This window comes from Sorangium sp. So ce362, from assembly GCF_051519845.1.
Taxonomy (GTDB): Bacteria; Myxococcota_A; Polyangia; order Polyangiales; family Polyangiaceae; genus Sorangium.
In genome coordinates this window covers 2,216,897-2,240,722 of record NZ_CP150332.1, presented here as the reverse complement: position 1 = coordinate 2,240,722, position 23,826 = coordinate 2,216,897, and the positions used below count along the sequence as shown (strand labels likewise).

19 protein-coding genes are annotated in these 23,826 nt (G+C 72.6%); all 19 read right to left on the bottom strand.

Annotation, left to right across the window (positions count from 1 at the left end; translation table 11 throughout):
• Nucleotides 1-95: 95 nt before the first annotated feature.
• The 19 genes from ftsZ to WMF17_RS08775 all read right to left on the bottom strand — a co-directional run bounded on the left by ftsZ (nt 96) and on the right by WMF17_RS08775 (nt 23,730).
• Entirely contained in the window at nt 96-1,358 is a 1,263-nt protein-coding gene (gene ftsZ, locus WMF17_RS08865) for a cell division protein FtsZ (RefSeq protein WP_437601529.1), read from the bottom strand.
• 246 nt (nt 1,359-1,604) lie between these two features.
• A complete protein-coding gene (gene ftsA / locus WMF17_RS08860; protein WP_437601528.1) occupies nt 1,605-2,927 on the bottom strand; it encodes a cell division protein FtsA in 1,323 nt (440 codons plus the stop codon).
• Nucleotides 2,928-3,056: 129 nt separating this feature from the next.
• The gene (locus WMF17_RS08855; protein WP_437601527.1) at nt 3,057-4,079 is read right to left on the bottom strand and encodes an FtsQ-type POTRA domain-containing protein; all 1,023 of its coding nucleotides are present in this window, start codon (nt 4,077-4,079) and stop codon (nt 3,057-3,059) included.
• Complete coding sequence (murC, locus tag WMF17_RS08850) at nt 4,076-5,485, bottom strand: UDP-N-acetylmuramate--L-alanine ligase (RefSeq protein ID WP_437601526.1); 1,410 nt, start codon at nt 5,483-5,485, stop codon at nt 4,076-4,078. Before murC ends, WMF17_RS08855 begins: the two co-directional genes overlap by 4 nt.
• Complete coding sequence (murG, locus tag WMF17_RS08845) at nt 5,485-6,702, bottom strand: undecaprenyldiphospho-muramoylpentapeptide beta-N-acetylglucosaminyltransferase (protein WP_437601525.1); 1,218 nt, start codon at nt 6,700-6,702, stop codon at nt 5,485-5,487. The genes murC and murG overlap by 1 nt, the downstream gene beginning before the upstream one ends.
• The gene (ftsW, locus tag WMF17_RS08840) at nt 6,696-8,018 is read right to left on the bottom strand and encodes a putative lipid II flippase FtsW (protein ID WP_437604227.1); all 1,323 of its coding nucleotides are present in this window, start codon (nt 8,016-8,018) and stop codon (nt 6,696-6,698) included. The genes murG and ftsW overlap by 7 nt, the downstream gene beginning before the upstream one ends.
• Nucleotides 8,018-9,388: a UDP-N-acetylmuramoyl-L-alanine--D-glutamate ligase gene (gene murD / locus WMF17_RS08835; RefSeq protein ID WP_437648910.1), complete on the bottom strand. Its 1,371-nt coding sequence runs from the start codon at nt 9,386-9,388 to the stop codon at nt 8,018-8,020. The genes ftsW and murD overlap by 1 nt, the downstream gene beginning before the upstream one ends.
• A 4-nt stretch (nt 9,389-9,392) precedes the next feature.
• The gene (mraY, locus tag WMF17_RS08830; protein WP_437601523.1) at nt 9,393-10,523 is read right to left on the bottom strand and encodes a phospho-N-acetylmuramoyl-pentapeptide-transferase; all 1,131 of its coding nucleotides are present in this window, start codon (nt 10,521-10,523) and stop codon (nt 9,393-9,395) included.
• Nucleotides 10,520-12,124 (bottom strand): UDP-N-acetylmuramoyl-L-alanyl-D-glutamate--2,6-diaminopimelate ligase, encoded by a 1,605-nt coding sequence (locus tag WMF17_RS08825; RefSeq protein WP_437648909.1) that lies wholly within the window; start codon nt 12,122-12,124, stop codon nt 10,520-10,522. The genes mraY and WMF17_RS08825 overlap by 4 nt, the downstream gene beginning before the upstream one ends.
• Nucleotides 12,121-14,208: a penicillin-binding protein gene (locus WMF17_RS08820; protein ID WP_437601521.1), complete on the bottom strand. Its 2,088-nt coding sequence runs from the start codon at nt 14,206-14,208 to the stop codon at nt 12,121-12,123. The genes WMF17_RS08825 and WMF17_RS08820 overlap by 4 nt, the downstream gene beginning before the upstream one ends.
• The gene (locus WMF17_RS08815) at nt 14,205-14,558 is read right to left on the bottom strand and encodes a hypothetical protein (protein WP_437601520.1); all 354 of its coding nucleotides are present in this window, start codon (nt 14,556-14,558) and stop codon (nt 14,205-14,207) included. Before WMF17_RS08815 ends, WMF17_RS08820 begins: the two co-directional genes overlap by 4 nt.
• On the bottom strand, nt 14,555-15,499 hold the full coding sequence (gene rsmH / locus WMF17_RS08810) for a 16S rRNA (cytosine(1402)-N(4))-methyltransferase RsmH (RefSeq protein WP_437648908.1): 945 nt from the start codon (nt 15,497-15,499) through the stop codon (nt 14,555-14,557). Before rsmH ends, WMF17_RS08815 begins: the two co-directional genes overlap by 4 nt.
• Nucleotides 15,496-15,954 carry a division/cell wall cluster transcriptional repressor MraZ gene (mraZ, locus tag WMF17_RS08805; protein ID WP_437601518.1) on the bottom strand — a complete coding sequence of 153 codons (459 nt, stop codon included), beginning with the start codon at nt 15,952-15,954 and terminating at the stop codon, nt 15,496-15,498. The genes rsmH and mraZ overlap by 4 nt, the downstream gene beginning before the upstream one ends.
• 507 nt (nt 15,955-16,461) lie before the next feature.
• Entirely contained in the window at nt 16,462-16,866 is a 405-nt protein-coding gene (locus WMF17_RS08800) for a cobalamin B12-binding domain-containing protein (protein WP_437601517.1), read from the bottom strand.
• Between the two features lie 85 nt (nt 16,867-16,951).
• Complete coding sequence (locus tag WMF17_RS08795) at nt 16,952-18,988, bottom strand: GYF domain-containing protein (RefSeq protein WP_437601516.1); 2,037 nt, start codon at nt 18,986-18,988, stop codon at nt 16,952-16,954.
• Nucleotides 18,989-19,060: 72 nt separating this feature from the next.
• Nucleotides 19,061-20,722: a response regulator gene (locus WMF17_RS08790; RefSeq protein ID WP_437601515.1), complete on the bottom strand. Its 1,662-nt coding sequence runs from the start codon at nt 20,720-20,722 to the stop codon at nt 19,061-19,063.
• 327 nt (nt 20,723-21,049) lie between these two features.
• A complete protein-coding gene (tgt, locus tag WMF17_RS08785) occupies nt 21,050-22,171 on the bottom strand; it encodes a tRNA guanosine(34) transglycosylase Tgt (protein WP_437601514.1) in 1,122 nt (373 codons plus the stop codon).
• Nucleotides 22,168-23,313 (bottom strand): tRNA preQ1(34) S-adenosylmethionine ribosyltransferase-isomerase QueA, encoded by a 1,146-nt coding sequence (queA, locus tag WMF17_RS08780; protein ID WP_437601513.1) that lies wholly within the window; start codon nt 23,311-23,313, stop codon nt 22,168-22,170. Before queA ends, tgt begins: the two co-directional genes overlap by 4 nt.
• 9 nt (nt 23,314-23,322) lie before the next feature.
• Nucleotides 23,323-23,730 (bottom strand): response regulator, encoded by a 408-nt coding sequence (locus tag WMF17_RS08775; protein ID WP_437601512.1) that lies wholly within the window; start codon nt 23,728-23,730, stop codon nt 23,323-23,325.
• Nucleotides 23,731-23,826: the final 96 nt, after the last annotated feature.

Below are 23,826 nucleotides of genomic sequence, written 5' to 3'. Positions count from 1 at the left end.
ATAAGTCCTCGCCCGCGCCTGTCAACGCGTAATACAGCGTGAACGCCCACGGTGGGCTGTGCGTCGCGAGGTCTTCCGTGCAGACCGCGGCGCTGCTACTGGCCGCGGCGCTGGAACGCGGGCGTGTCCCAGTCGGAGTCGAGCGGCGGGACGAAGCTCGCGCGGTCGCGCGGGCCGCCGCCGGCCGACTGCACCTGCGGCGCGGGCCGGCGGGTGGTCGGGTACGCGACCTCTTCATGACGGTGCGGCTGGCGCTGCGTCATGGGAGGAGCGCTCGGGGCGGAGCGGGCCGACATCGGCCCGGCCGCCGCGGCGAGCGACGCGCCGATGGAGTGCGCGGTGGCGCGGGGCTGCGCGGCGCTCGCGTACTGCTGGGGGACCTCGGCGACGAGGTGATCGAAGCCGGTCGCGATGACCGTGACCTTGATCATCTCGCCCATGTTCTCGTCGATCGTCGCGCCGAAGATGATGTTCGCGTCCTCGTGCGCCTGCTCCTGCACGAGCGTCGCGGCCTCCTCGATCTCGCGCATCCGCATGTCGGGGCCGCCGACGATGTTGATGAGCACGCCCGTCGCGCCCTCGACCGAGATGTCGTCGAGCAGCGGCGAGCTGACCGCCATCTCGGCGGCGAGCCGAGCGCGGCCCTGACCCTTCGCGCAGCCGGTGCCCATGAGCGCGCGGCCCATGTTGGACATGACCGTCTTCACGTCCGCGAAGTCGACGTTCACGATCCCGTTCTGCGTGATGAGATCGCTGATGCCCTTGATCGCCTGGTAGAGGACCTCATCCGCCTTGCGGAACGCCTCGACGAACGAGAGGTCCTCGTCGCCCAGCGAGAGGAGCTTCTGGTTCGGGATCGTGATCAGCGTGTCGACGTGCTCCGCGAGCATCGCGAGGCCGAGCTCGGCGCGGCGCGAGCGCTGCTTGCCCTCGAAGAAGAACGGCTTCGTCACGACGCCGACGGTGAGGCAGCCCTCCTCGCGCGCGAGCTGCGCGATGACCGGCGCGGCGCCCGTGCCCGTGCCGCCGCCCATCCCCGCGGTGACGAACACCATGTCCGCGCCCTGGATGCACTCCTTCACGCGGGTCACGTCCTCGAGCGCCGCCTTGCGCCCCTTCTCGGGATCGGCGCCCGCGCCGAGACCCCGCGTGACGCTCGCCCCGATGTGGAGCTTGGTCGGAGCCAGGCTCGCGCCGAGCGCCTGAGCGTCCGTGTTGACGACGATGAACTCCACGCCCTCGAGGCCGAAGTTGATCATCGTGTTGACTGCATTGCCGCCAGAACCGCCACAACCGATGACCTTGATCCGGGCGTCGTACCCGGTGTGCTCGTCGGCAAACTCGATGGAGAAACTCATGAACTCCTCCCGGGGATGTACAGCTAGCCGCTCGGCCCGGCGCCGACCCTCGCGGTGGTCGAGCGGCACGGAACCCTCAATGCGCGAGGACGTCCTCGCTCCGGACGGCGTTCCGAGGGGCGCCTCTTCCCCTTCGAACGCCGTTTTTTCAAACCCTCTTGACTCTGCGCTCAAGAGGGAACGCCGGTGCGTTCTCCGACCCTCTCAAACCCACTTCTCTAACAACTTTCTCTTGCTACGTCATGCCTAGAATGCTGCTCGGAGCCAGTTCCAGAACCTTCCGCTCGACCTCTTTTCAATCGACATTTCTTCGACGATTTCACGGCGCGACTCGCGCTCTCGGAGCTTCTCGCGGCGGCTCTCCGCGCGGCCGGCGTGAGCGGCCTCGAGCGTCACCGGCGTGAGCGCGCGCGCCTGCGCGAGCGCGTTGGCGCCGTACTGGACGAGGCCCACGCCGGTCGCGTACTGCGGGCCGGCCACGAGCTGCGTGATGCCCCGCACGCCGACCGGCACGCCGAGGCGCACCGGCATCCCGAGGATCTCCTCGGCGAACTCCGTCATCCCTTCCATCAGGACGCCGCCGCCGGTGAGCACCGCGCCGGCCGAGAGCTGCTCCAGCATCCCGGTGTCCTCGATCCGCTTGCGGACGACGGCGAAGATCTCCTCGACGCGCGGCTCGATGATGTCCGACAGGACGCGGCGCGACGCCTTGCGCGGCAGGTGCCCGCCGACGCCGGGGACCTCGATCTCCTCCTCGTCGCCGACCATGCGGCCGAGGGCGCAGCCGACGTTGCGCTTCAGGCGCTCGGCCTCGCCCATCGGCGTGCGGAGCCCGGCGGCGATGTCCGCGGTCACGTTGTTGCCGCCCGCCGGGATCACGCTGGCGTGCGCGATGCCGCCGTCCACGTAGAGGAGCAGGTCGGTCGTACCGCCGCCGATGTCGATGATGACGACGCCGATCTCCTTCTCGTCCTCCGAGAGCACCGCCTCGGCGCTGGCCAGCGGCTCCAGCACGACGTCGGCCACGGTGAGGCCGCAGCGCTCCGCGCAGCGGACGACGTTCTGCACGCACGAGGTCGCGGCGGTGATGAGGTTCACCTTGACCCCGAGCCGGACGCCGCTCATGCCGACCGGATCGCGGATGCCGTCCTGGTTGTCGACCATGAACTCGCGCGGCAAGACGTGCATGATCTGGCGATCGGCGTCGACCGGGATGGCCCGCGCGCCCTCGAGGACCCGCTCGACGTCGAGCCGGGTGACCTCGCCGCCGGAGACCGCGGCGACGCCGTCGGACTGCTGGCAGCGGATGTGGCTGCCCGCGACGCCGGCATAGACGGTGCGGATCTCGACCCCCGCCATCGTCTGCGCGGCCTCGATCGCCTCGGCGATCGCCCGGACCGTCCAGTCGATGTTGCTCACGACGCCCTTTCGCAGGCCGCGGCACGGGACGTTGCCCACCCCGAGGATGGTGATCCCATCCGCGTCGATCTCGCCCACGACCGCCGAGACCTTGGTCGTCCCGATGTCCAGGCCGACGACGATCTCAGTAGTCTCCATCCGGCTCTTCATTGCGTGCACCACCTCATGCGGGGACGAGCCCCATGCGCGTGTCAGGCGGGCACGACGCTGCCATGAGCCAGCAGCACCGGCCAAGTTTTGCTCGGCGATCACCGACGCAGAGAGCGGGCGCGGCGGCGGTCATTTCATCCTCACCACGACGCGCTCGGGGTGCGCGTCGTTGTCCAGGAAGATCACCGACGCGCTCGCCTTCCGCTGGGCGAGCTCGGTGAGCACCCGCGCCGCCTGGCCGACCTTGTCGCGGTAGGGCGGCTGGCCGACGTGGAGCGCGATCCCCTCCTTGCCGATGGTGATGACGACCGACCCGTCCCGCTCGACGTGGAGCTCCTGGATCGGATAGCGGCGGGCGAGGCCGGCGCGCTCCATGTCCTCGACCACGTCGAGCAGGCGCCGCACCGCGATGACGACGCCTGCGCGATCCCGCGCCACCTGCTCGCCGGTGATCCCCGTGACGATCGGGAGATCGACCGGATCGTCCTCGGCGAGCTCCTTGAAGAGCTCGCCATCGCGCGTCGCGAGGTAGAGATCGCCGCCGATCGCGACCAGGGCTTGCGCCTCCCGCTCGACGACGTTGACGTGGATCGTCGAGGGGAGCTTGCGGGTGACCGTCGCCTTCTCGATCCAGGGATCGGTGGAGATCGAGGCGCTGGCGAGCTCGAGATCGAGCGTGAAGATGTTCTTGCCGACCTCGATGCCGCCGGAGCTCGCTACCTGCTCGGCGGTGCGGCGCTGGACGCCGTCGATGAGCACCGTGCGCACGGCGAAGCGCGGGCTCGACACGATGTAGCGCCGCGCGCCCCACGCGACCGCGGTCGAGGCGATGAGCACGACGGCGGCGCCCGCGAGGAGCTGGAGCGCGCGGAAGTGGCGCGACATCGGCCGCGCAGGGCGGGCCTCTCCGGGCGAGCCGCCCTTCACCGGCGCGCGCGGCGGGCGCACGGAGACGCTGGTCGCGGGCGGGGCGGGCGACTCGTGCGATGACGGGGACGCCGCGCGCACGCGCGCGTTCTTCGGCGCGCGCGCCGGGGCCACGGGCTCCGGCTTCGAGCCGCGCGCGGACGCCGCCCGACCAGGCGGCGCCGCGGGCACCGGCGTCGACGCGCGACGACGGTTCGGCGGCGGGGCGCTCGGGCGCTCGGTCATGAGCTGCCCTCCCGCGGCGGGGTCTTCGCCTCGAGCCGCGCCTTCAGCTCCCGCACGCAGGCGTTCACGTCGCCCGCGCCGAGCGCGATGACCACGTCGCCCGGCCGGACGATCTGCTCGAGGGCCTCCGGGAGGTCGGCCTTGTCCGCGACGAAGCGCGCGTCGTGGTGGCCGTGCTCCCGGATCGACTGGACGAGGCGCTCGGCGGTGACGCCGGGGATCGGCGCCTCGCCGGCGGGGTAGATGTCCGTCACGAGCAGCACGTCGGCCTGGTTGAAGGCGCGCGTGAACTCGTCGTAGAGATCGCGCGTGCGGGTGTGCCGGTGCGGCTGGAAGGCCACGACGACGCGGTGCTCCTCGCCCGGGAACGCGCGCCGGGCCGCGTCGACGGTGGCGCGGATCTCGGCCGGGTGGTGGCCGTAGTCGTCGACCAGCGTGACGCCGCCGATGGATCCGACGACGGAGAAGCGGCGCGCGACGCCGCCGAACGTGGCGAGCGACTGCTTGGTGACGTCGAGCGGCACCTCGAGCTCGTCCGCGACGGCGATCGTGGCGAGGCAGTTCAGGACGTTGTGCGCGCCCGGCATCTTCACCGTGAAGCCGCCGAGCGGCTCCCCCCGGCGGTACGCGTTGAAGCTCGTCTCGAGGCCGCGGAACTGGATGCCGCGCGCGGAGTAGTCCGACTGCGGCGAGACGCCGTACGTCACGTGGCGGCGCGGGATGCGCGGGAGCAGATCCTGGACGTGCGGGTGGTCGAGGCAGAGCACGGCGAGCCCGTAGAACGGCACGCGCGCGGCGAACTCGACGAAGGCGTCCTTGATGCGCTCGTGCGTGCCGTAGTGATCGAGGTGCTCGGCGTCGATGTTGGTGACGACCGCGATCGTCGGGGTGAGCCGCAGGAACGAGCCGTCGCTCTCGTCGGCCTCGGCGACGAGCAGGTCGCCGGCGCCGAGCCGCGCGTTCGTGCCGAGCGCCGCCATCTTGCCGCCGACGACGACGGTGGGATCGAGGCCGGCGGCGCGCAGGACGGTGGCGACGAGGGAGGTCGTGGTGGTCTTGCCGTGCGAGCCCGCGATCGCGACGCCGTACTTCACGCGCATCAGCTCGGCGAGCATCTCCGCCCGCCCGATCGCCGGGATCCCGAGCGCGCGTGCCTCGGTGAGCTCGGGGTTATCGGGCCGGACGGCGCTCGAGTAGACGACGACGTCGACGCCGCAGACGTTCTCGGCGCGGTGGCCGATGTCGATCCGGACGCCGAGCGACGTGAGCCGCCGCGTCGTCGAGCTCTCCTTGAGGTCCGAGCCGGAGACCTCGAACTCGAGCGAGCGCAGGATCTCGGCGAGGCCGCTCATCCCGACGCCCCCGATGCCGACGAAGTGAACGTGGCGAACGCGACCGCGGAACATCAGCCTGCCTCCTCCCGACCGAGGGCAGCACCGCGCGGCGCGGCCTCGTTCATCGCGGCGCGGCGCGGCGCCTCCCCTGCGCGCTCCGCGCGACCGCCGAGGACGGGGAAGCGCAGCGCGCGGTGGCGCGGAGCTCGCGCGAGCTCGAGCAGATCGGCGGCGACGCGCGCCGCGGCGTCCGGCGTGGCGAAGGCCGCCGCGGCGTCCGCCATGCGGGCGCGGAGCGCCGGGGCCGCCGCGAGGCGGGCGATCTCGCCGGCGAGGCGCGCCTCGGTGGCGTCGGCCTGGGCGATGGCCACCGCGGCGGAGGCCCGCTCGAGGGACTGCGCGTTCTTCAGCTGGTGATCGTCGGCCGCGAACGGGTAGGGGATCAGGATCGACGGGCGCCCGACGGCGCAGAGCTCGGCGAGCGTCGAGGCGCCCGCGCGGGCGATCACGACGTCGGCCGCGGCGAGCGCCTCCGCCACGTCGTCGATGAACGGGACGACGCGCGCGCGCCCGGAGAGGCCGAGCTCGGCGTAGAGCGACCGGACGGCGGCCTCTCGGTCCCTGCCCGTCTGGTGCACCACGTCGAGGTCGACGCCGCGCTCGCGGCCCTGCGCGATCGCGCGCGGGACGATGTCGTTCAGGGCGAGCGCGCCCTGACTGCCGCCGAGCACGAGCAGGCGGAGCTTGCCCTCGCGCGGCGCGTACGGCGCGCGGGCGAAGGCGCGACGGAGCGGGACGCCGAAGAGACGCACCGTGCTCGGACGCAGCGCGCGCGCCGTCTCCGGGAAGGCGATGTACGCGCGATCGACGATGGGCGAAAGGAGCCGGTTCGAGAGCCCGAGGACGCTGTTCGGCTCCAGGATCGCGACCGGCACGCCGAGCGAGCCCGCCGCGAGGGAGACCGGACCGCCCGCGTACCCGCCGAGCGAGAGCACCACGCGGGCGTCGAGCCGCTCGACGAGCCGCCTCGCCTCCGGGAGCACGCGGCCCGCGCGGACGGCGCCGCGCACGAAGCCGGAGAGGCCACCCCCGCGGAGCGGCAGGACGTGGAGCAGCTCGAGGGTGTCGCCGCGCTCGCGCATGACGCGCGCCTCGATGCCGCGCGCGGTGCCGACGTAGACGACGCGCGCTTCCTCGTCGCGCGCCGCGGCGCGGACGGCGTCGCCCACGGCGACCATCGGGAAGACGTGGCCGCCGGTGCCGCCTCCGGCGATCAGGACGGTCACCATGCGCCGCCCTCCTCGGCCGACGCGACGACCACGGCCGACGCGCTCGGCGCGTTCGGGACGGGCGAAGCGCCCGCCGCGCTGCGCTGCTGGGAGGCCACTGGGGTCCGCGACCGGCTGATGCTGAGCAGGATGCCCGCGGCCGCGGCGTTCACGAGCAGCGACGAGCCACCGTAGCTGACGAACGGCAGCGTGAGCCCCTTCGTGGGGAGGATCGCCATCGCGACGGCGAGGTTCGTCATCGCCTGCACGCCGAAGAGCGTCGCGATGCCGAACGCCATGAAGCTGCCGTAATCGTCGTCGGCCTCGAGGGCGATCTTCACGCCCCGCGAGACGATGACGAGGTACGCCGTGCAGAGGCCGACGATGCCGACGAAGCCGAGCTCCTCGCCGACGATCGCCGACACGAAATCGGTGTGCGCCTCCGGCAGGTACAGCACCTGCAGCCCCCGCCCGAGGCCGAGGCCGAAGACCCCGCCGGAGCCGAAGCTCATGACCGACTGGAACGGCTGGTACGCCAGGTCGGCGCGGTTGTTGTCCATGTCGATCCACGCGAGGTAGCGCGCGTAGCGGTAGCCGCTGAAGCGCACGAGCGCGGCGCCGCCGAACGCCAGCAGCATGGAGAACGCGGCGATGTACGGGACGCGCGCGCCCGCCACGAACAGCAGCGTGAAGGTCAGGAAGAGCAGCACGACCGCGCTGCCGAAGTCGGGCTGCTTGAGGCAGAGGAGCATCAGGATCCCGACCACGAGGAGGTGCGGGAGGAAGCCGACGGAGAACGACCTGATGCGGTCGGCCTTCTTGGAGAGCGAGTAGGCGAGCCAGAGGACGATCCCCAGCTTCGCCACCTCGGCCGGCTGCACGTGGACCGGGCCGAGCGCGATCCACCGGTAGGCGTTGCCCGCCTTGTGGCCGAGCCCCACCACGCAGGCGATGAGCATCCCGGTCACGGCGATGAGCACCGGGTACGTGAGGACCTTGAGCCGGCGATGATCGATGCGGCTCGTGATCCACATCGTGGCGATCGAGAGGACCGCGTAGGCGGCCTGGCGCTTGAGGAAGAACTGCGCGTCCTTGTAGCGCACCGTCGCCTCGACCGCGCTCGCGCTGTAGACCATCACCACGCCGAAGCCGATGAGCGCCGTGACGACCGCCGCGAGGAGGGCGTCGACGGGCCCCGAGGGGCTCGATCGCCCCTTCCAGAACGCCTCGGCGGCCGCCACGACCGCGCCCGGCGCCGACTTGTCCTGCTCCGAGGGGCCGATGTGCCGGTTCTTGGGCGCGTCGCCGCGCGCGCCGAACCTGTCGCTCCACGACATCACGACGGCACCTCCCCGGCAGCCCCGCCGGCAGCTCGCTGGAGCTCGCCCACCGCACGGACGAAGGCGTCGCCGCGATCCTTGTAGTCGCGGAACATGTCGAAGCTGGAGCACGCGGGGCTGAGCAGCACCGCGTCGCCCGGCCGGGCGAGCGCCCGCGCGGCGAGGACCGCTGCATCCATCGAGCCGGCCCGCGCGATCGGCACAACGCCGTCGGCCGCGGCGGCGATGCGGTCCGCCGCCTCGCCGAGGACGACGAGGGCGCGCCCCCGCTCGCGCAGCGCGGCCACGAGCGGCGCGTAGTCGCCGAGCTTGTCGCGCCCGCCCGCGATCAGCACGGCCCTCGCCTCGAGCAGGCCGGTGAGCGCGGCGACCGAGGCGCCGACGTTGGTCCCCTTGGAGTCGTCGTAGTAGCGGACGCCCTCGACATCCGCGACGAGCGCGGTCCGGTGCGGGAGCCCCTCGAAGCGCGCGAGCGCGTCGGCGATCGCCGACGCGGGGGCGCCGAGCGCGGCGGCCAGCGCGACGGAGGCGCAGGCGTTCGCGAGGTTGTGCGCGCCCGTGAGCCGGACGCGATCCAGCGGGTAGCTCGCGCCGGTGACGCGGTCGACGATCGCGCCGCCCGGGGCGCTGACGTCGGCGCGGGCGTCGCGCGCGCTGAACGTCACGACGCGGGCGCGCCCGCGCGCCGCCTGGCCGGCGGCGAGCGCGTCGCCGAAGGGCACGACCGCGACATCCTCCGGCGTCATGCGCTCGAACGGGTTGCCCTTCGCGTCGGCGTACGCCGCGAAGCTCGGGTAGCGATCGAGGTGATCGTCCGTGATGTTCAGCAGGGCATGGGCGCGGGCGTGCAGCGTCGGGACGCGCTCCGCCTGGTAGCTCGAGATCTCGAGGACGAGCACATCCCACGCCTCCCCGACGACCTCGGCGAGGGGGATCCCGAAGTTGCCGCCGACGAAGGTGCGGAGGCCGGCCCGCTCGAGCATCGCGCCCGTGAGCGCCGTCGTCGTGCTCTTGCCGTTGGTCCCGCCGACGAGCACGATCGGCGCCGACACGAAGCGCGACGCGAGCTCGAGCTCGCCGATGACCTCGCGCCCGGAGCGCGCGACGGCATCGAGCGCGGGGAAGGACGGCACGCCCGGCGAGACGACCACGAGGTCGGCGACGTCGAACAGCGCCGGGTCGTGCCCGCCCGGCGCGAGGACAGCGCCCTCCGCCTCGAGGGACGCTGCCGCGGCGGAGAGCCGCTCGCGCGGCGCGCCGTCGTTCGCGATCACGCGCGCGCCGCGCTCCAGCAAGAGGCGCGCAGCCGCGACACCGCTCCGACCGAGCCCGACGATGATCACTGTTCGCCCGCGGACGTCCATCATGCCCTCAGCGCAGCTTCATCGACGCCAGGGAGACCAGCGCCAGGAGGATGGAGATGATCCAGAAGCGGACGATGATCTTGGGCTCCGCCCACCCCTTCTTCTCGTAGTGGTGGTGGATCGGCGCCATCAAGAAGACGCGCTTGCCGGTGAGCTTGAACGAGAGGACCTGCGTGATGACGCTGACCGTCTCGATGAAGAAGATCCCCCCGAGGATGATCGACAGGAGCTCGTTCTTCGTGAAGACGGCGAGCATCCCGAGCCCGCCCCCGAGGGCGAGCGACCCGACGTCCCCCATGAAGACCTGCGCGGGGTACGTGTTGTACCAAAGGAAGCCGATCCCCGCGCCGATGACCGAGCCGCAGTACACCGACAGCTCGCCGGCCGACGCGATCGCCGGGATGTCGAGGTAAGTCGCGAGCGAGAAGTTCGCGATGGAGGCGCCGACGATGTACGCGAGGATGAGGTAGGTCCCCGCGTTGATGATCACCGGGCCGATCGCGAGGCCGTCGAGGCCGTCGGTGAGGTTCACGGCGTTCGACGTCGCGACCACGACGAAGACGGCGAACGGGACGTAGGCCCAGAGCGGCAGCTCGATCGGGAACTTCGAGAACGCGACGAACGGGATCGAGAGCCGCGTCCTGATCTCCACCCAGTCCGGCGGGAGCTTGGACGCGAGCAGGAACGTGTAGGCCACGGCCGCGCCGCCGATGAGCACCTGGCCGATGAGCTTGTAGCGGCCCGGCAGGCCGCCGCTGCTCCGCCGCTTGATCTTGAGGAAGTCGTCCAGGTAGCCGATGACGCCGTAGCCCGCGGTCACCGCCGTCGTCGCGAGGACGAACGGGTTCCTGAGGTCGGCCCACAGCACGGTGGGGAGCAGCAGCGAGAGCAGGATGAGCGCGCCGCCCATCGTCGGCGTGCCCGCCTTGATCTTGTGCGTCTCCGGCCCCTCGGCGCGGACCACCTGCCCGATCTGCTTGCGCCGGAGCTCGCGGATGAACCACGGCGCGAGCACGAACGTCAGCACCATGGCGGTGATCGTCGCCATGATCGTGCGGAACGGGATGTAGCGCAGGACGTTGAGCCAGCTCAGCCAGCCGTAGTGGAACTTGAGCGGGTAAAAGAGCTCGTAGATCATCCCGCACCTCCGCGCGGCTGCCGCTCGGCCTGGGCCCGAGCGCGGCGGGTGGCGAGCGCGCGGCGCGCCTCGTCGCGGTCGTCGAACGGCAGCGTGACACCGCCGATGATCTGGTACGGCTCGTGGCCCTTGCCCGCGATGAGGACCAGATCCCCGGGCTCGGCGTCGAGCACCGCGCGCTCGATCGCGCGCGCTCGATCGAGCTCGACGACGACGCGCGCGCGCCCGGCGGCGAGGCCCGGCAGGATGGCGCCGGCGATCGCGCGCGGATCCTCGCTCCGCGGGTTGTCGTTGGTCACGATGGCGACGTCGGCGGCGAGGCTGACCGCCTCGCCCATCCGCGACCGCTTCAGCGGATCGCGGTCGCCGCCGCACCCGAAGACGCAGCAGATGCGCCCGCCGCCGAGGGCGCGGACGCTCGCGAGCACGCGGGCGAGCGCGTCCGGCGTGTGGGCATAGTCGACGAGCACGATCACATCGTCGACGCCCGGCGTGTCGCAGCGCTCCATGCGGCCCGCGACCTGGATCGGCGACGAGAGCGCCGCGGCGGCGTCGTGGACGTCGAACCCGAGCAGGTAGGCCACGGCGAGGGCGGCCAGCAGGTTCGACGCGTTGTACGCGCCGAGCAGGTGGGAGCGGATGGTGACCTCGCCGGCGGGCGTGCGGGCGCGGAGGAAGATGCCGCGCGCGTCGTGCGCGAGCTCGACGGGGGCGATCTCCGCCGCGTCCGGGCCGGCGCCCACCTCCGTCGAGTAGCGCGCGAGCGTCGACGCCGCCGGACGCGAGAGCCCGCCCGGGGCGATCCTCTGGACGAGCTGCCTCCCGAACGGATCGTCGACGTTGATGACCGCGGCGCCGGGGCCGAGATCCACGAACAGGCGCGCCTTCGCCTCCGCGTAGGCCTCCATCGTGCCGTGGTAATCGAGGTGATCCTGGGTGAGGTTCGTGAAGACCGCGATCCGGAAGCGGACCGCGTCGACGCGCTTCGCGGCGAGCGCGATCGACGAGACCTCCATCGTGAGGTGCGTCGCGCCGCGGTCGACCATCGCGGCGGCGACGCGCGCGAGCTCGTCCGCCTCGGGGCTCGTGTGCGAGGCGTGGACGTCGAGATCGTCGAAGCGGTAGCCGAGCGTCCCGACGATCCCGGCCCGACCGCCGCACCGGTCGATGCAGGCCTGCACGAGGTGGGCGGTCGTCGTCTTGCCGTTCGTGCCGGTGATGCCGACGACCTCGAGCGTGAAGGCCGGGTGCCCGTAGGCCACCGCGGCCGCCAGGGCGAGCGCGAGCGGCACGTCGGGCACCTCGACGCGGGCGGCGCCGAGCGTGTCGGCCGTGCTCCCACGCGCGAGGATGATCGCCCGCGCGCCGCGCGCGACGGCCTCGGGGATGAAGCGCTCGCCGTGCACCCGCGCGCCCGCGCGCGCGACGAAGATGTCCCCCTGCCCCACCTTGCGCGAGTCGAGGTGCACGCCCGTCACGAGCAGGTCCGCGGCGCCGGCGGGAGAGAGCGCGGCGCCCGGGATCTCGCGCAGCACATCGCCGAGGCGAAGCGCGAGCTCGACCTCGGCCACGCCGGCCTCCTTGGGGTCGCGCGCTGTCATGTGGGGGGCTCGAAGATCAGCTTCAGGGGCGATCCCTTGGGCAGCACGGTCCCGGGCGGGGGCTCCTGGCGCGTGAGCCTCCCCGTGCCCTCGACGCTCGGGTCGAGCCCGAGCGTCGCGGCGCTCCTCACGGCCTCGCGCTGCGGCAGGCCGGTGAGATCGGGGACGCGCAGCTCCCCCGTCTTGAGCGGCGCCGACGGCGTTACCACCCCCGTCGAGCTCGGCGCCGCCGCGGCGCGCGCCTCGCTCAGCACCTGGTAGGTGTTCGCCGCGATGTCCTCGCCCGACTGCTCGGCGACCTCCGACAGCTTCATCGGCACGCTCCCGCGCGGGGTAACGCCCAGGTAGCGCAGCGCCATCTCGCCGACCCGCCGGAAGACGGGCGCCGCGACCGAGCCGCCGCCGTAGGTGCCGCCCAGGGGCTCGTCCAGCACCACCGCGATGGCGAGCCGCGGCCGCTCGACCGGGACGAACCCGACGAATGACGCCACGTAGTGGGTGTCCGTGTACTTGCCCGTCGCGGGATCGATCTTCTGCGCCGTGCCCGTCTTGCCCGCGACGCGGAAGCCCGGGATGGCCGCCTCGACGCCGGTCCCGTCGCCCTCGGTCACCGCGACGAGCATCTCCGACACCATCCGCGCGATCGACGCGGGCACCGCGTCGCGGCGCACGCGCGGCGACGGCTCCGACAGCGTGACGCCTGTGCCGTCGGTGATCCGCTTGATCAGGATGGGCTCGAGCAGCCGCCCGCGGTTGGCGATCGCCGCCGCGGCCATGGTGAGCTGCAGCGTGGTCACGCTGATCCCCTGGCCGAACGCGGCCGACGCCGTCTCGACCTGCACCCAGGGGCGGCCGCGCGGCCGGAGCACGCCCACGGACTCGCCCGGCAGCGGCACGCCGGTCAGGTCCCCGAAGCCGAACCGGCGCAAGCCCTCGTAGAGCCGCTGCTCGCCGAGCCCGAGCGCGATCTTCGCCGTGCCGATGTTGGACGACTGGCTGAGGATCTGCGGCAGCGTCAGCCACTTGTGCACGTGCGTGTCGTGGATCACGACGTTGTCGATCGCCATGTTCCCCTCCTCGCAGTAGATGGTCGCGCTCGGGGAGACGCTCTTCGCCGCGAGCGCGCTCGCGATGGCGAACATCTTCACCGTGGAGCCGGGCTCGAAGCGATCGACGACGCAGCGGTTGCGCCGCGACCCCGGATCGCTCTGCGAGTAGTCGTTCGGGTTGAACCCCGGGGAGCTCGCCATGGCGAGGACCTCGCCGTTCTCGGGGTTGACGACCACGATCGAGCCGCCGATCGCCTCGTAGGTCTTCATCGCCGCCTCGAGCTCGCGCTCGACGGTGAACTGGATGCCCTTGTCGATCGTGAGGTGGACGTTGTGCCCGGCGAGCGCCTGCTCGTCCTCGATCCCCTCGGAGAAGATGAGCCGGCCCGATCGATCCCGGAGCCCGCGCACCTCCGATGCATTGCCGCGGAGCTCGTGCTCCAGGCTGAGCTCGATCCCCTCCTTGCCCTCGCCGTCGGTGGCGACGAAGCCGAGCAGCGGGCCGGCGAGCTCGCGGTTCGGGTAGAAGCGGCGCCCCTCGCCCTCGATCACGAGCCCGCGCACCGGGTAGCGCTGCGTCCGGTCCCCGAGCGCGCGGACGCGCTCGACCTCCTGCTCCGAGACGCGGCGCTTGAGCCAGGCGAAGCGGCGCCGCCGGCTGAGCTTCTCCACCACGTCCTCGGCCGGCAGCGAGAGCGCCTGCGCGATGCGCTCGGCGTACTGCTGGATCCGCATCGGGACGTACTGCTCGTCGACGCCGCGGAGCATCTCGACCGCGTCCACGGAGACGCTGGGCACCTCCACGCTCTCCGCGAGCGGCGCGCCGTTCCGGTCGTAGATGGTGCCGCGCTTCGGCGTGATGTGGAGCCGCCGCTGGCGCTGCCGCTCCGCGAGGTCGTACCAGGCGTCGCCGTCCTCGACCTCGATGCGGTAGGCGCCGGACACGACGCCGCCCAGGCCGAGCGCCATGAGACCGCAGAGCAGCCCCATGCGGATGCGGATCCACCGCGCGCGCCGGGGGTCGAGGTTCCTCATTCCCGGCGCCCCCCGCCCGGCGGCGCGCTGCCGGCCTCCTCGCTCGTCGGATCGCGCTCGGGCGACGCCGTGTAGCCCCGCACCGGGATGACCCGCTCGGGCGGGGGCGGCGTCATGCCGAGCAGCGAGCGGGCGACCATCTCCACGCGCTGCGGCGTCTCGTAGCTGGCCGCCTCGAGCGAGAGCACCCGCTTGACCTCGCGCAGCCGCGCCTGCTCGGCGCGCGCCCGACCGAGCCGGTAGCCGAGGTCGACCGTGCGCCCCCTCAGGGCGAGGTGCACGACGAACGCCGCCACCGTCGCGGCCACCGCGAGCGTCCAGAGCACGAGGAACGGGCGCTGCTGCGTCACGCGAGCGCCTCGCCGGAGACCCGCTGCGCGGCGCGGAGCTTCGCGCTGCGGGCCCTCGGGTTGTCGGCGATCTCGTCGTCGCCCGCGGTCACCGGCTTCTTCGTGAGCGGCTGCCAGACCTCCGGCTCGCGGAGCGCGCGCTTGACGATGCGGTCCTCGAGCGAGTGGAACGAGATCACCGCGAGCACGCCGCCGGGCGCGATGATCCTGGGCGCCGCCTCGAGCAGCGCCTCGAGCTCGTCGAGCTCTCCGTTCACGGCGATGCGCAGCGCCTGGAACGTACGCGTCGCCGGATCGACGCCGCCGATGCGCGCCGGCCCGACCGCCCGCACCACGGCCCGCCGCAGATCGAGCGTCGTCTCGAGCTCGCCGCTCTCGGCCGCTTGCTTGATACAGCGGGCGACCCGCCGGCTGCGGCGCTCCTCGCCGTAGCGGTAGATGAGGTCCGCGAGCTCCTCGTCGTCGAGCCGCTCGATGAGCTCGAGCGCCGTCTCGCCGCGGCTCGGGTCCATCCGCATGTCGAGCGGCCCCTCGGTGCGGAAGCTCATGCCGCGGGCCGGGTCGTCGAGCTGCATGGAGCTCACGCCGATGTCGGCCACGAGCCCATCCACCTGAGGGACGCCGAGGGCGGCGAGGTGCCGCTCGATCTCGGAGAACGCGCCGTGAACGTAAGTCACCCGGTCCCCCATCCGGGCGAGCCGGGCGCGCGCGATGGCGAGGGCGCGCTCGTCGCGATCGATCCCGATGACCCGGGTGCCGGGCGTCTCGAGGATCGTCGCGGTGTGGCCGCCAGCGCCGAGCGTCGCGTCGACGTAGACGCCCTGGCTGACCGGTGAGAGGGCGGCGAGCACCTCGCGGCCGAGGACGGAGACGTGCTGCTCGCCGCGCGGGCGCGGCGGCGGAGGGGGCAGGTGCATGGGGACTACATTGACGACGTTCATAGGCGGAACTGCTCCGCGATTGCTGTCTTGAAGCTCTGAAGCTCGACCTCGCTCATCTGCTGAGCGGCCTTCCACCGCTCCGCTGACCAGAGCTCGATCGTCTGTCCCATCCCCGCCCACAGCACGTCCTTCGTGAGGCTCGCGTGCTCGCGGAGCGACGGCGGGATGAGGATCCGGCCCTGCTTGTCGAGGTCGCACTCGACGGCCGCGGACAGGTAGCGGCGGCGGAATGCGACCACGTTGGAATCGAACTGTGGCAACGCTGCAATTTTAGCCTCCAGCTCCTCCCAGGCCTTCATCGGATACGCGTGCAGGCAGGGGTCGAAGAGGGCCGGGGTGATGACCATGCGCAGGTCGTTCGCGGCCGCGAGCACATCGCGAAAGCGCGAAGGGAGGCTCGTGCGCCCTTTCGCGTCGATCGCGTGCTCGAAGTGACCGCGAAACATCGTGCTCATCGACCCCAGCTCCGGCTGGCCTGTCCCGCCGAGGGCTTGGCGCCGCGTTGCTCCACCGGGTGCACGCCGCGTCGTGACATTCTCTGCCACTTCTTCCCACGAAGCTCCGCCACGCTACGGAGGGAGGTGCCGAGTGTCAACAGTTTGGGAGATTTCTGGACCTCATCCACCACCTATGTAGGACATCTGCGCCCAAGGTAATACCCAACAAAACAACGCGAATTATCGCGATCCGGCGGCAGACCCAGGTCCGTGGGAGGAAGTGGGGAGCCGTTCGGAGGGTTGCGCGACCGCCGCAGGCGGACGCTGGCAAGGCGGAAAGGAAGCGAGGCGGATCGCCGCCCTGGCCGCATGACGTCGCGCCCCGACAGGCAGGTCTACGCCGGTTGCCCGGGAGGGCTCAGCGAGCCGGCTGCCCGGGAGGAGGTCCGGCGGGGTGGCGTGCGGTGGAGGAGCGTGGGGGGCGCGCGCGGTGGGGGAGAGTGGGGACGCGCGCCGCCGCGGCGGTCAGCCGTGGGGGGTCACGTGGGTCTGGACCCACTCCACGATGCTCTTCAGGGTGGTCCCGGGGGTGAAGACGCCCTTCACGCCGGCGTCCTGGAGGCGCGCGATGTCCTCGTCCGGGATGATGCCCCCGCCGAACACCACGATGTCCTCGGCGCCGTACTTGCGGAGGGCCTCGAGGACGGCGGGGAAGAGGGTGTTGTGCGCTCCGGACATGATCGACAGCCCCACGGCGTCGACGTCTTCCTGCACGGCGGCGGAGGCGATCATGTCGGGGGTCTGGTGCAAGCCCGTGTAGACCACCTCGAAGCCCGCATCGCGGAGCGCCCGGGCGACGACCTTGGCGCCGCGGTCGTGGCCGTCCAGGCCGGGCTTCGCCACGAGGATGCGGACTTTGCGCTCTGCCATGATCGCGTCGATTACCGCCTGCCCGGGCAGGCGTAAAGCGCAGCGCCCCGGGGACGTGAGGCTCCCCTCCGCAGGGAGCGTGTGCTCACTGGGCGGCGAAGACGAACGGAATGGTCACGGGCGTGGTGCCCGAGGACGGGGGAAACCGCCAGGACTTGATCCGCGAGCCGATACAGCTCGCCAGGCTGGGGTAGTCCTTCTCCGAGCCGCCGGCCGAGACGGACTGGACGGCGCCCGACGCGCCGATGACCACGGAAGCCGAGACGCGGGCTGTGGTGGATGCGTTGCGGTCGCGCGCGTCGAGGGCGGGCTGCCAGCAGTGGCGCCGGACGCTCGGCCGGTTCGCCTCGACGACGCCGGCGATCTCCCCTTGAGAGAGCTGGCTCAAGCCGGAGCCGGCGCCCTGGCTGCCCGGCCCTGACGTCGGGCCGGGGACCCCGGCGCCGAACCCGGATCGATCGAGCGGAGCAGCTGTCGCGGAAGCGACGGGCTTCTCCGGCTGGGGGCGCTGGCTCGCCACGGCGCCCGGCTTGCCGGGCGAGGCGGGCTCCGGTCTGGCAGACGCCGTCTCGGCCGCCGGAGGCGTCTCCGGCTCGACGCTCGGCGGCGGCGGAGGGGCGGCCGTGGGCAGGTCGGCCGGGTGGCTCGGCGGCGCGGTCACGACCTGCACGGGGGCCTGCTGCGGCTTGGGCGACAGCAGGACATAGGCGGAGACGCCGCCGAACGCCGCTGCCATGGCGATGAAGGCGTAGGCGAGCGGGCTCATGCCCGAGCGCCGCCTCGGCGCGACCGTCTCCACCAGGCTGCCCGGGTTGGCCACGAGGGGGGCGGGCTCCGCGGAGGAAAGGCCACCGGCCGGCGCCGACGTCACAGACGGCGGGCCGCCCGCGCGGGCCGTTGCCGAGGGCGAGCCGCCGAGGGAAAGGCCGCCTGCGCCGCGAGCGACGTCGGCCGAGACGGGCGGCGCCAGCTCGGATCTCGGCGCGGAGGCGACGGCGGCCGCCGGCCCGGCCGCAAACGGATCGGCCAGCACCTCGACCGGCGCCGCGCCCACGGCGTGGGCCCGCGCGGCGCCCCCAGACGCGTCGGGCCACCCGGCCGGCGCGCTCGCAGCGGGCGTCCCCGTCGCGGAGAAGGCAGCGACCGAGCCGACGCCCACCGGCGACCGCTCGCTCAGGCCGGGAGGCTCCGGCTCGCGCGTTGCCGAGCGCGCGGGCGCGGCCGCAGCGAGCGGAGGGACCCTCGCCGACGAGGGCGCCTTCGTCGAGGGCGGGACCTGCTGGTGGCCGACAGAGAAGCCCGTGCTGCTTGTGCGGCGCGCGGGCGCGGACACGCGGGTGGACTGGGCCTGGGTGACGATCTCGAGCAGCTCCGGGAAGTTCTTGAGGGGCAGCCACTCGTCGAAGCCCTCGCGCCAGACGAGCGAGTCGCCGTCCACCGCGCCGACCAGCGCCTTCTCGCGGATGACGGCGAGCCGCACCGGGCCGAGCGGGACGCCGCCGACCCCGACGTACCAGTCCTCGCTCGACGTCGTGCGCGCGGCCGGCGTCTTCCCGAGCGGCCGGTCGTTGGACATCGATCGCGTGAACGCGCTGGCGGCCCCCGCCGGCGGCATGGGCTCCGTCCGGGCGGCGGGCACGGCTGGAGCCGCGGGCGCCGGCTGGGCGGCCCGCGCCGCGGCGGGCGCCGGCTGAGCGGCCCGCGCTGCGGCGGGCGCGGGCGCCGGGCGCGGGCTCGATACCGGTCCGGGCGCGGCGCGCGGCGCCGCCGGAGGTCGAGGCGCGCCTCCCGGGCGCGGGAGGGCCTGCGATGCCGGCCGGGGCGGCGACGGCGCGGCGCCGTGGCCCAGGGCAGAAGCCGGCGGCGGCCTCGGGGCGCTCGCGCCACCGGCGCCGACCCCGGCGGGCGGCGCCTCGTCGCTCGGAGGGGCGATCTGCGCGTCGTCGCCGGCCGCGCGCGGCGGCTCGACCGGGAGAGCCCGCGCCACGGAGCTCTCGGTGACGCTCGCGCTCACCTGAATGAGGTGCCCGCATCGCCGGCACTGCATCCGCACCATCTTGCCGGCGACCTTCTCGTCGCCGATCTGGTACTTGGCCTTGCAGTTATCGCAGATGAATTTCATCCAAGGACGCGCCTGCCGGTGGAATCGGCGCAGTCTACGACAGCTTGGCCCCGGACGACATGGGGTAGGCGGTCAGAGCAACCCGAGCAGATGCTCCTTGATGGATTGCCGCGTCGGGTCATCGGGCGCGACGCCCAGGGCGCGCTCCCACGTCTCGATGGCTTTGTTGCGGAACCCGGCCTTCTGGTAGAGCACGGCGAGGTTCTTCAGCGCGGGGAAGTGCTTGCCGTTGATGTGCAGCGCCGTCTCCAGCTCCTGGATGGCGTCGTAGAGCTGGCCCTGCTTGCCGTAGAGCAGGCCGAGGTGGAAGTGCAGCCGGTAGGCGAGCGGATCGATCGCCGTGCCCTCGCGCAGGTGCCGCACGGCTTTATCGAAATCGCCCGCGCGGTACGCCGCGATCCCCGCGGCGAGGAGGCGCTCCGCCTCTGCCGAAATCCGGTCCTGATCCCCGCGGATCGAGCGCGCCTGGAGCGCGTTCTCCACGGCGGCGACGACATCGGCGACGCGGAACGGCTTCTCGATATAGGCCTCCACGCCGTAGCTCGACTTCAGGTCCTCGGCGAAGCGCCACCCGCGGTAGACGGCCGAGATCATGATGATCGGGATGTGGCCGTAGCGCTGCGTGCCCTTCATGCGGCGGGCGATGTCGAAGCCGTGCACCTCGGGCAACATGGCGTCGAGGATCATCACGTCGGGCGGGTGCTCCTTGACCATGCGCAGGGCGAGGAGCCCGCGGTCGGCCTCCTCGACGCGGTACCCGCGCTCCTCGAAGATGCGGCGGAGCAGCTTCCGGATCTCGGGCTCGTCGTCGACGACAAGGATCGTGGTCTGATCGCCCTGCGGCGCCTTGCTCGCGCCCGGGAGCGACTCGACAACGGACAGGTCGCGGTCGGCGGTGCCGAAATCCGTGTCCGTGAGCTCGTCGGCTGCCGCTGCCCTCCGCATGGCGTCGTCGACGACGAGCGGCGGCCCCGCCGAGGACATGCGGCCCGGCGAAGCGGCGGGCGGGCTCGGTTCGTCGGTGAGATCGGCGAACGAGATCTCCGCCTCGTCGCGCGAGCGCTCCGGCGCGGGTCGCGCCGGCGGCGGGGCGCTGGGCGCAGGGGGGGGAGCGGCAGGGGGATGGGCCACCGTCGCCGGCGGCACGGCGGACGCAGACCGGCGCGGCGCAGGCTGCGAAGGGGCGGGCGCGGGCGGCGCTTCGGGAGCAGACGCCGCCGCGGCGCCGAGCCCGGCCCGCTTCAGCACCTCGGGCGGGCACTTGGCGCCGACGTAGAACGGCTCGCCCTGCTCCTTCATGTCGTAGGCGGCCACGATGGTCCGCACGAGGGGGCCCGCGAGCGCGATGTACGGGAAGACGCGCTTGCCGGTCACGAACTCGAGCTCGTCGATCACCTTCTTGTCGGCGGGCGCCGCCATGGCCACGAGGATGCGGTCCTCGCGGACGAGCACGGGCAGGAGCTTGTGCTTCGCGGCGATCTCGCGGGGCAGGATCGAGAGGTCGCTCAGCTTGATGCAGACCTGGTTGAGATCGATGCCAGGAACACCGCTCTGCTCGGAGAGGGCCTTCAGCGCAGCGACCTCGGAGACGGTGCCGCTCTCGATGAGGTTCGTGGCGAGGGGAACTCCCTTTGCACGCGCATCGAGGAGCGCTTGTTCGAGCTGGGGCTGGGTGACCGCCCTTTGCTGGAGGAGGATGCGTCCGAGCGGCTTCTTGTTGGCGTCTTGCGTCATTCCGCGGGCCGAGTCCGAAGGCTAATGGACGAGGAAAGCGCGGGCAAGCACGCGACCCGCGCGCGAAGGCGAGCGTTCGGCTGGCACGACCGGCTCGGGCTCGTGCGCCGGCGGCTCGGGCCTACCGCCTGGTCGAGCGCGGCCGAGAGGTCGCCCGGCGCACGCGGATGCGAGCGCGCGGCGCGGCGGAGGCGAGAGCTCACCATGCGCCCATGTTACTCCGGAACCCTCCGGACAGCGCGGACGTTGCGCCCGCCGCGCGATCCCCGCCGCGCCCGCGTCGGGAGCGCGTCGAAGAGGCCATGGAGACGATGTAGGGTGGCTCGATCACTCGGTCACATCGGGCGCGCCGAGCCACGCGCGGGCGAACGCCGCGTACCGCCCCTCGGCGATGGCCGCGCGCGCTTCGCGCATCAGGCGGCCATACAGGTGGAGGTTGTGCTCCGTCAGCAGGCGCAGCACGAGGATCTCGCCCGCCATGTAGAGGTGCCTCAGGTACGCGCGGCTGTACCCCCCGACGCAGGTCGGGCAGGCGCAGGTCGGGTCGAGCGGAGATCGGTCTTCCTTGTAGCGCGCCTGCTTGATGACGATCTTGCCGTGCTGCGTGAGCGCCTGCCCGTTGCGAGCGTTCCGGGTGGGGAGCACGCAATCGAACATGTCGACCCCGGCGCCGACGGCGTGAATGAGGTCGAGCGGCGTCCCGACGCCCATGAGATAGCGGGGGCGCGAAGGGTCGAGGTGCGGCGCGATCTGCGCGACGACCTCGTGCATCAGCGGGATCGGCTCGCCCACGGAGAAGCCGCCCAGGGCGAGCCCGTCGAACGGCAACGCGCCGAGCTCGTCCGCGTGCGCCGTGCGGAGGGCGGCCGAGGTGCCGCCCTGCACGATACCGAAGAGCGCCTGGGTGGGGCGCTTGGCGGCGAGGCAGCGCTTCCCCCAGCGCGTCGTCAGGCGGCAGGCCTCCTCGACCTCCGCGTGCGGCGCGCCGCCGGGCGGGCACACGTCGAGCTGCATCGCGATGTCGGCCCCGAGCAGCCCCTGCACCTCCATCGCGACCTCGGGCGTGAGCGCCTTGCGGGCGCCGTCGAGGTGCGAGCGGAACACGAAGCCGTCCTCCGTGAGGGTGCGCCGCTCGGCGAGCGAGAAGGCCTGGAAGCCGCCGGAGTCCGTGAGCATCGCGTGCGGCCAGCGGGTGAACGCGTGCAGGCCGCCGAGCTGCGCGACGAGCTCGGGGCCCGGGCGGAGCCACAGGTGGTACGTGTTGCCGAGGACGATCCTCGCGCCGGTCGCGGCCACCTCGCCGGGGGCCAGCGTCTTCACGCTGCCCTGGGTGCCGACCGGCATGAACGTCGGGGTCAGCACGTCGCCGTGCGGCGTGGAGAGCACGCCCGTGCGGGCATGACCGTCCCGCGCGAGCTCGGAGAAGGCGAAGCCAGGCGTCCGGATCATGACGCGCTCGCTCCGGAGATCAGCATGGCGTCGCCGTACGAGTAGAAGCGGTAGCCGGCGTCGATCGCCGCGCGGTACGCGAGGAGCGCGCGCTCGCGGCCGGCGAAGGCGAACACGAGCGCGAGCAGCGTCGAGCGCGGCAGGTGGAAGTTCGTCAACAGGGCGTCGATGACCTGGAACCGGTAGCCGGGCTGGATCAAGAGGCGCGTCTCCCCGGACTGCGCCCGCACGAGGCCCGCGCGCGCCGGGTCGGCCGCGCTCTCGAGCGCGCGCACCACGGTGGTGCCGATCGCGATCACCGGCGCGCCGCGCTCGCGCGCGGCCGCGACCGCGCCGGCGGTCGCCTCGGGGACCGAGTAGACCTCGGCGTGCATCGGGTGCAGGTCGAGGTCGTCGACCGTGACCGGCTGGAACGTGCCGAGGCCGACGTGCAGCGTGACGCTCGCGATCTCGACCCCGTTCGCGCGGAGCCGCTCGACGAGGCCGGGCGAGAGGTGGAGGCCCGCCGTGGGCGCAGCGACCGCGCCCGGGACGCGGGCGAAGATGGTCTGGTAGCGCTCGCGATCGGACGCGTCGTCGCCCCGGCCGAGATAGGGAGGGAGCGGGACGTGCCCGTAGGCATCGATCGCCGCCGCGACGGACAGCCCTGCCGGCGAGGAGAGCTGCACCGTGAGCACCCCGTCCTCTGCGCGCTCCAGCACCTCCGCGACGAGCGCCCCGTCGCGCTCGAGATCGAGCACCGCGCCCGGGCGGATCGGCTTGGAGGCGCGCCCCATCGCTCGCCAGCGCTCGGGGTGCGCCGCGCTCTCCCCGGGCCCGCCGGCGAGCTCCCGGGGCCCGCGAGCGAGGTCCTCCGCCCCGGCCGGCGCCTCGTCCAGCCGGTGCAGCAGGAAGAGCTCCACCTGCCCGCCGGTGCCACGCTTCTTGCCGAACAGCCGGGCGGGCACGACCTTCGTGTCATTGACGACGACGAGCGCGCCGCGCTCGACGTACCGGCCGAGGTCGCGGATCGCGGCGTGCTCGACGTCGCCGGCCCCTCGGCCGCGGTCGACCAGGAGGAGCCTGGCGCCGTCCCGCTCCTCGGGGGGCCGCGACGCGATGAGCGCTTCAGGGAGTTCGTAATCGAGCAGCTCGCAGCGCACGCCGCGCTACTAGCACGACGCGGGCGTGAGCACGTCCGTCTTGGCGCGGAGGAAGCGACAGATCTCGCCCACCTTGTACGGCTTCGGGACGAAGGCCACGGCGCCGCAGTCGGCGCGCTCGACCTGGCGCGCGGAGAGGTGATACGCGCTGGAAAGCACGACCCGCACCCTCGGGAACGCATGCCGGATGTGACGCGCGAGCTCCAGGCCGTTCAGATCGGGCATCATCAGGTCGATCATCGCCACGTCGACCGGGGAAGAGCCGAGGACGCGGTTCGCATCCTGGAACGAGGCGGCGAACACGACCTCGAACCCCTCGACGCTTAGCCCAGCTGAAAGGGCGCGACGCTGGGAATTCTCATCGTCCACGATCAGCATGCGGGCCATTAAGCGTCCTCCTGCGGCGAGCGCCGCCAACGATGACTACGCCTATCGGTCTACGACCTAGCAATTACCGGGCCAAGCTGACGAATCATCGAGTTGCTGTCGTCGACGCCGAAGTGAAACAGAAGC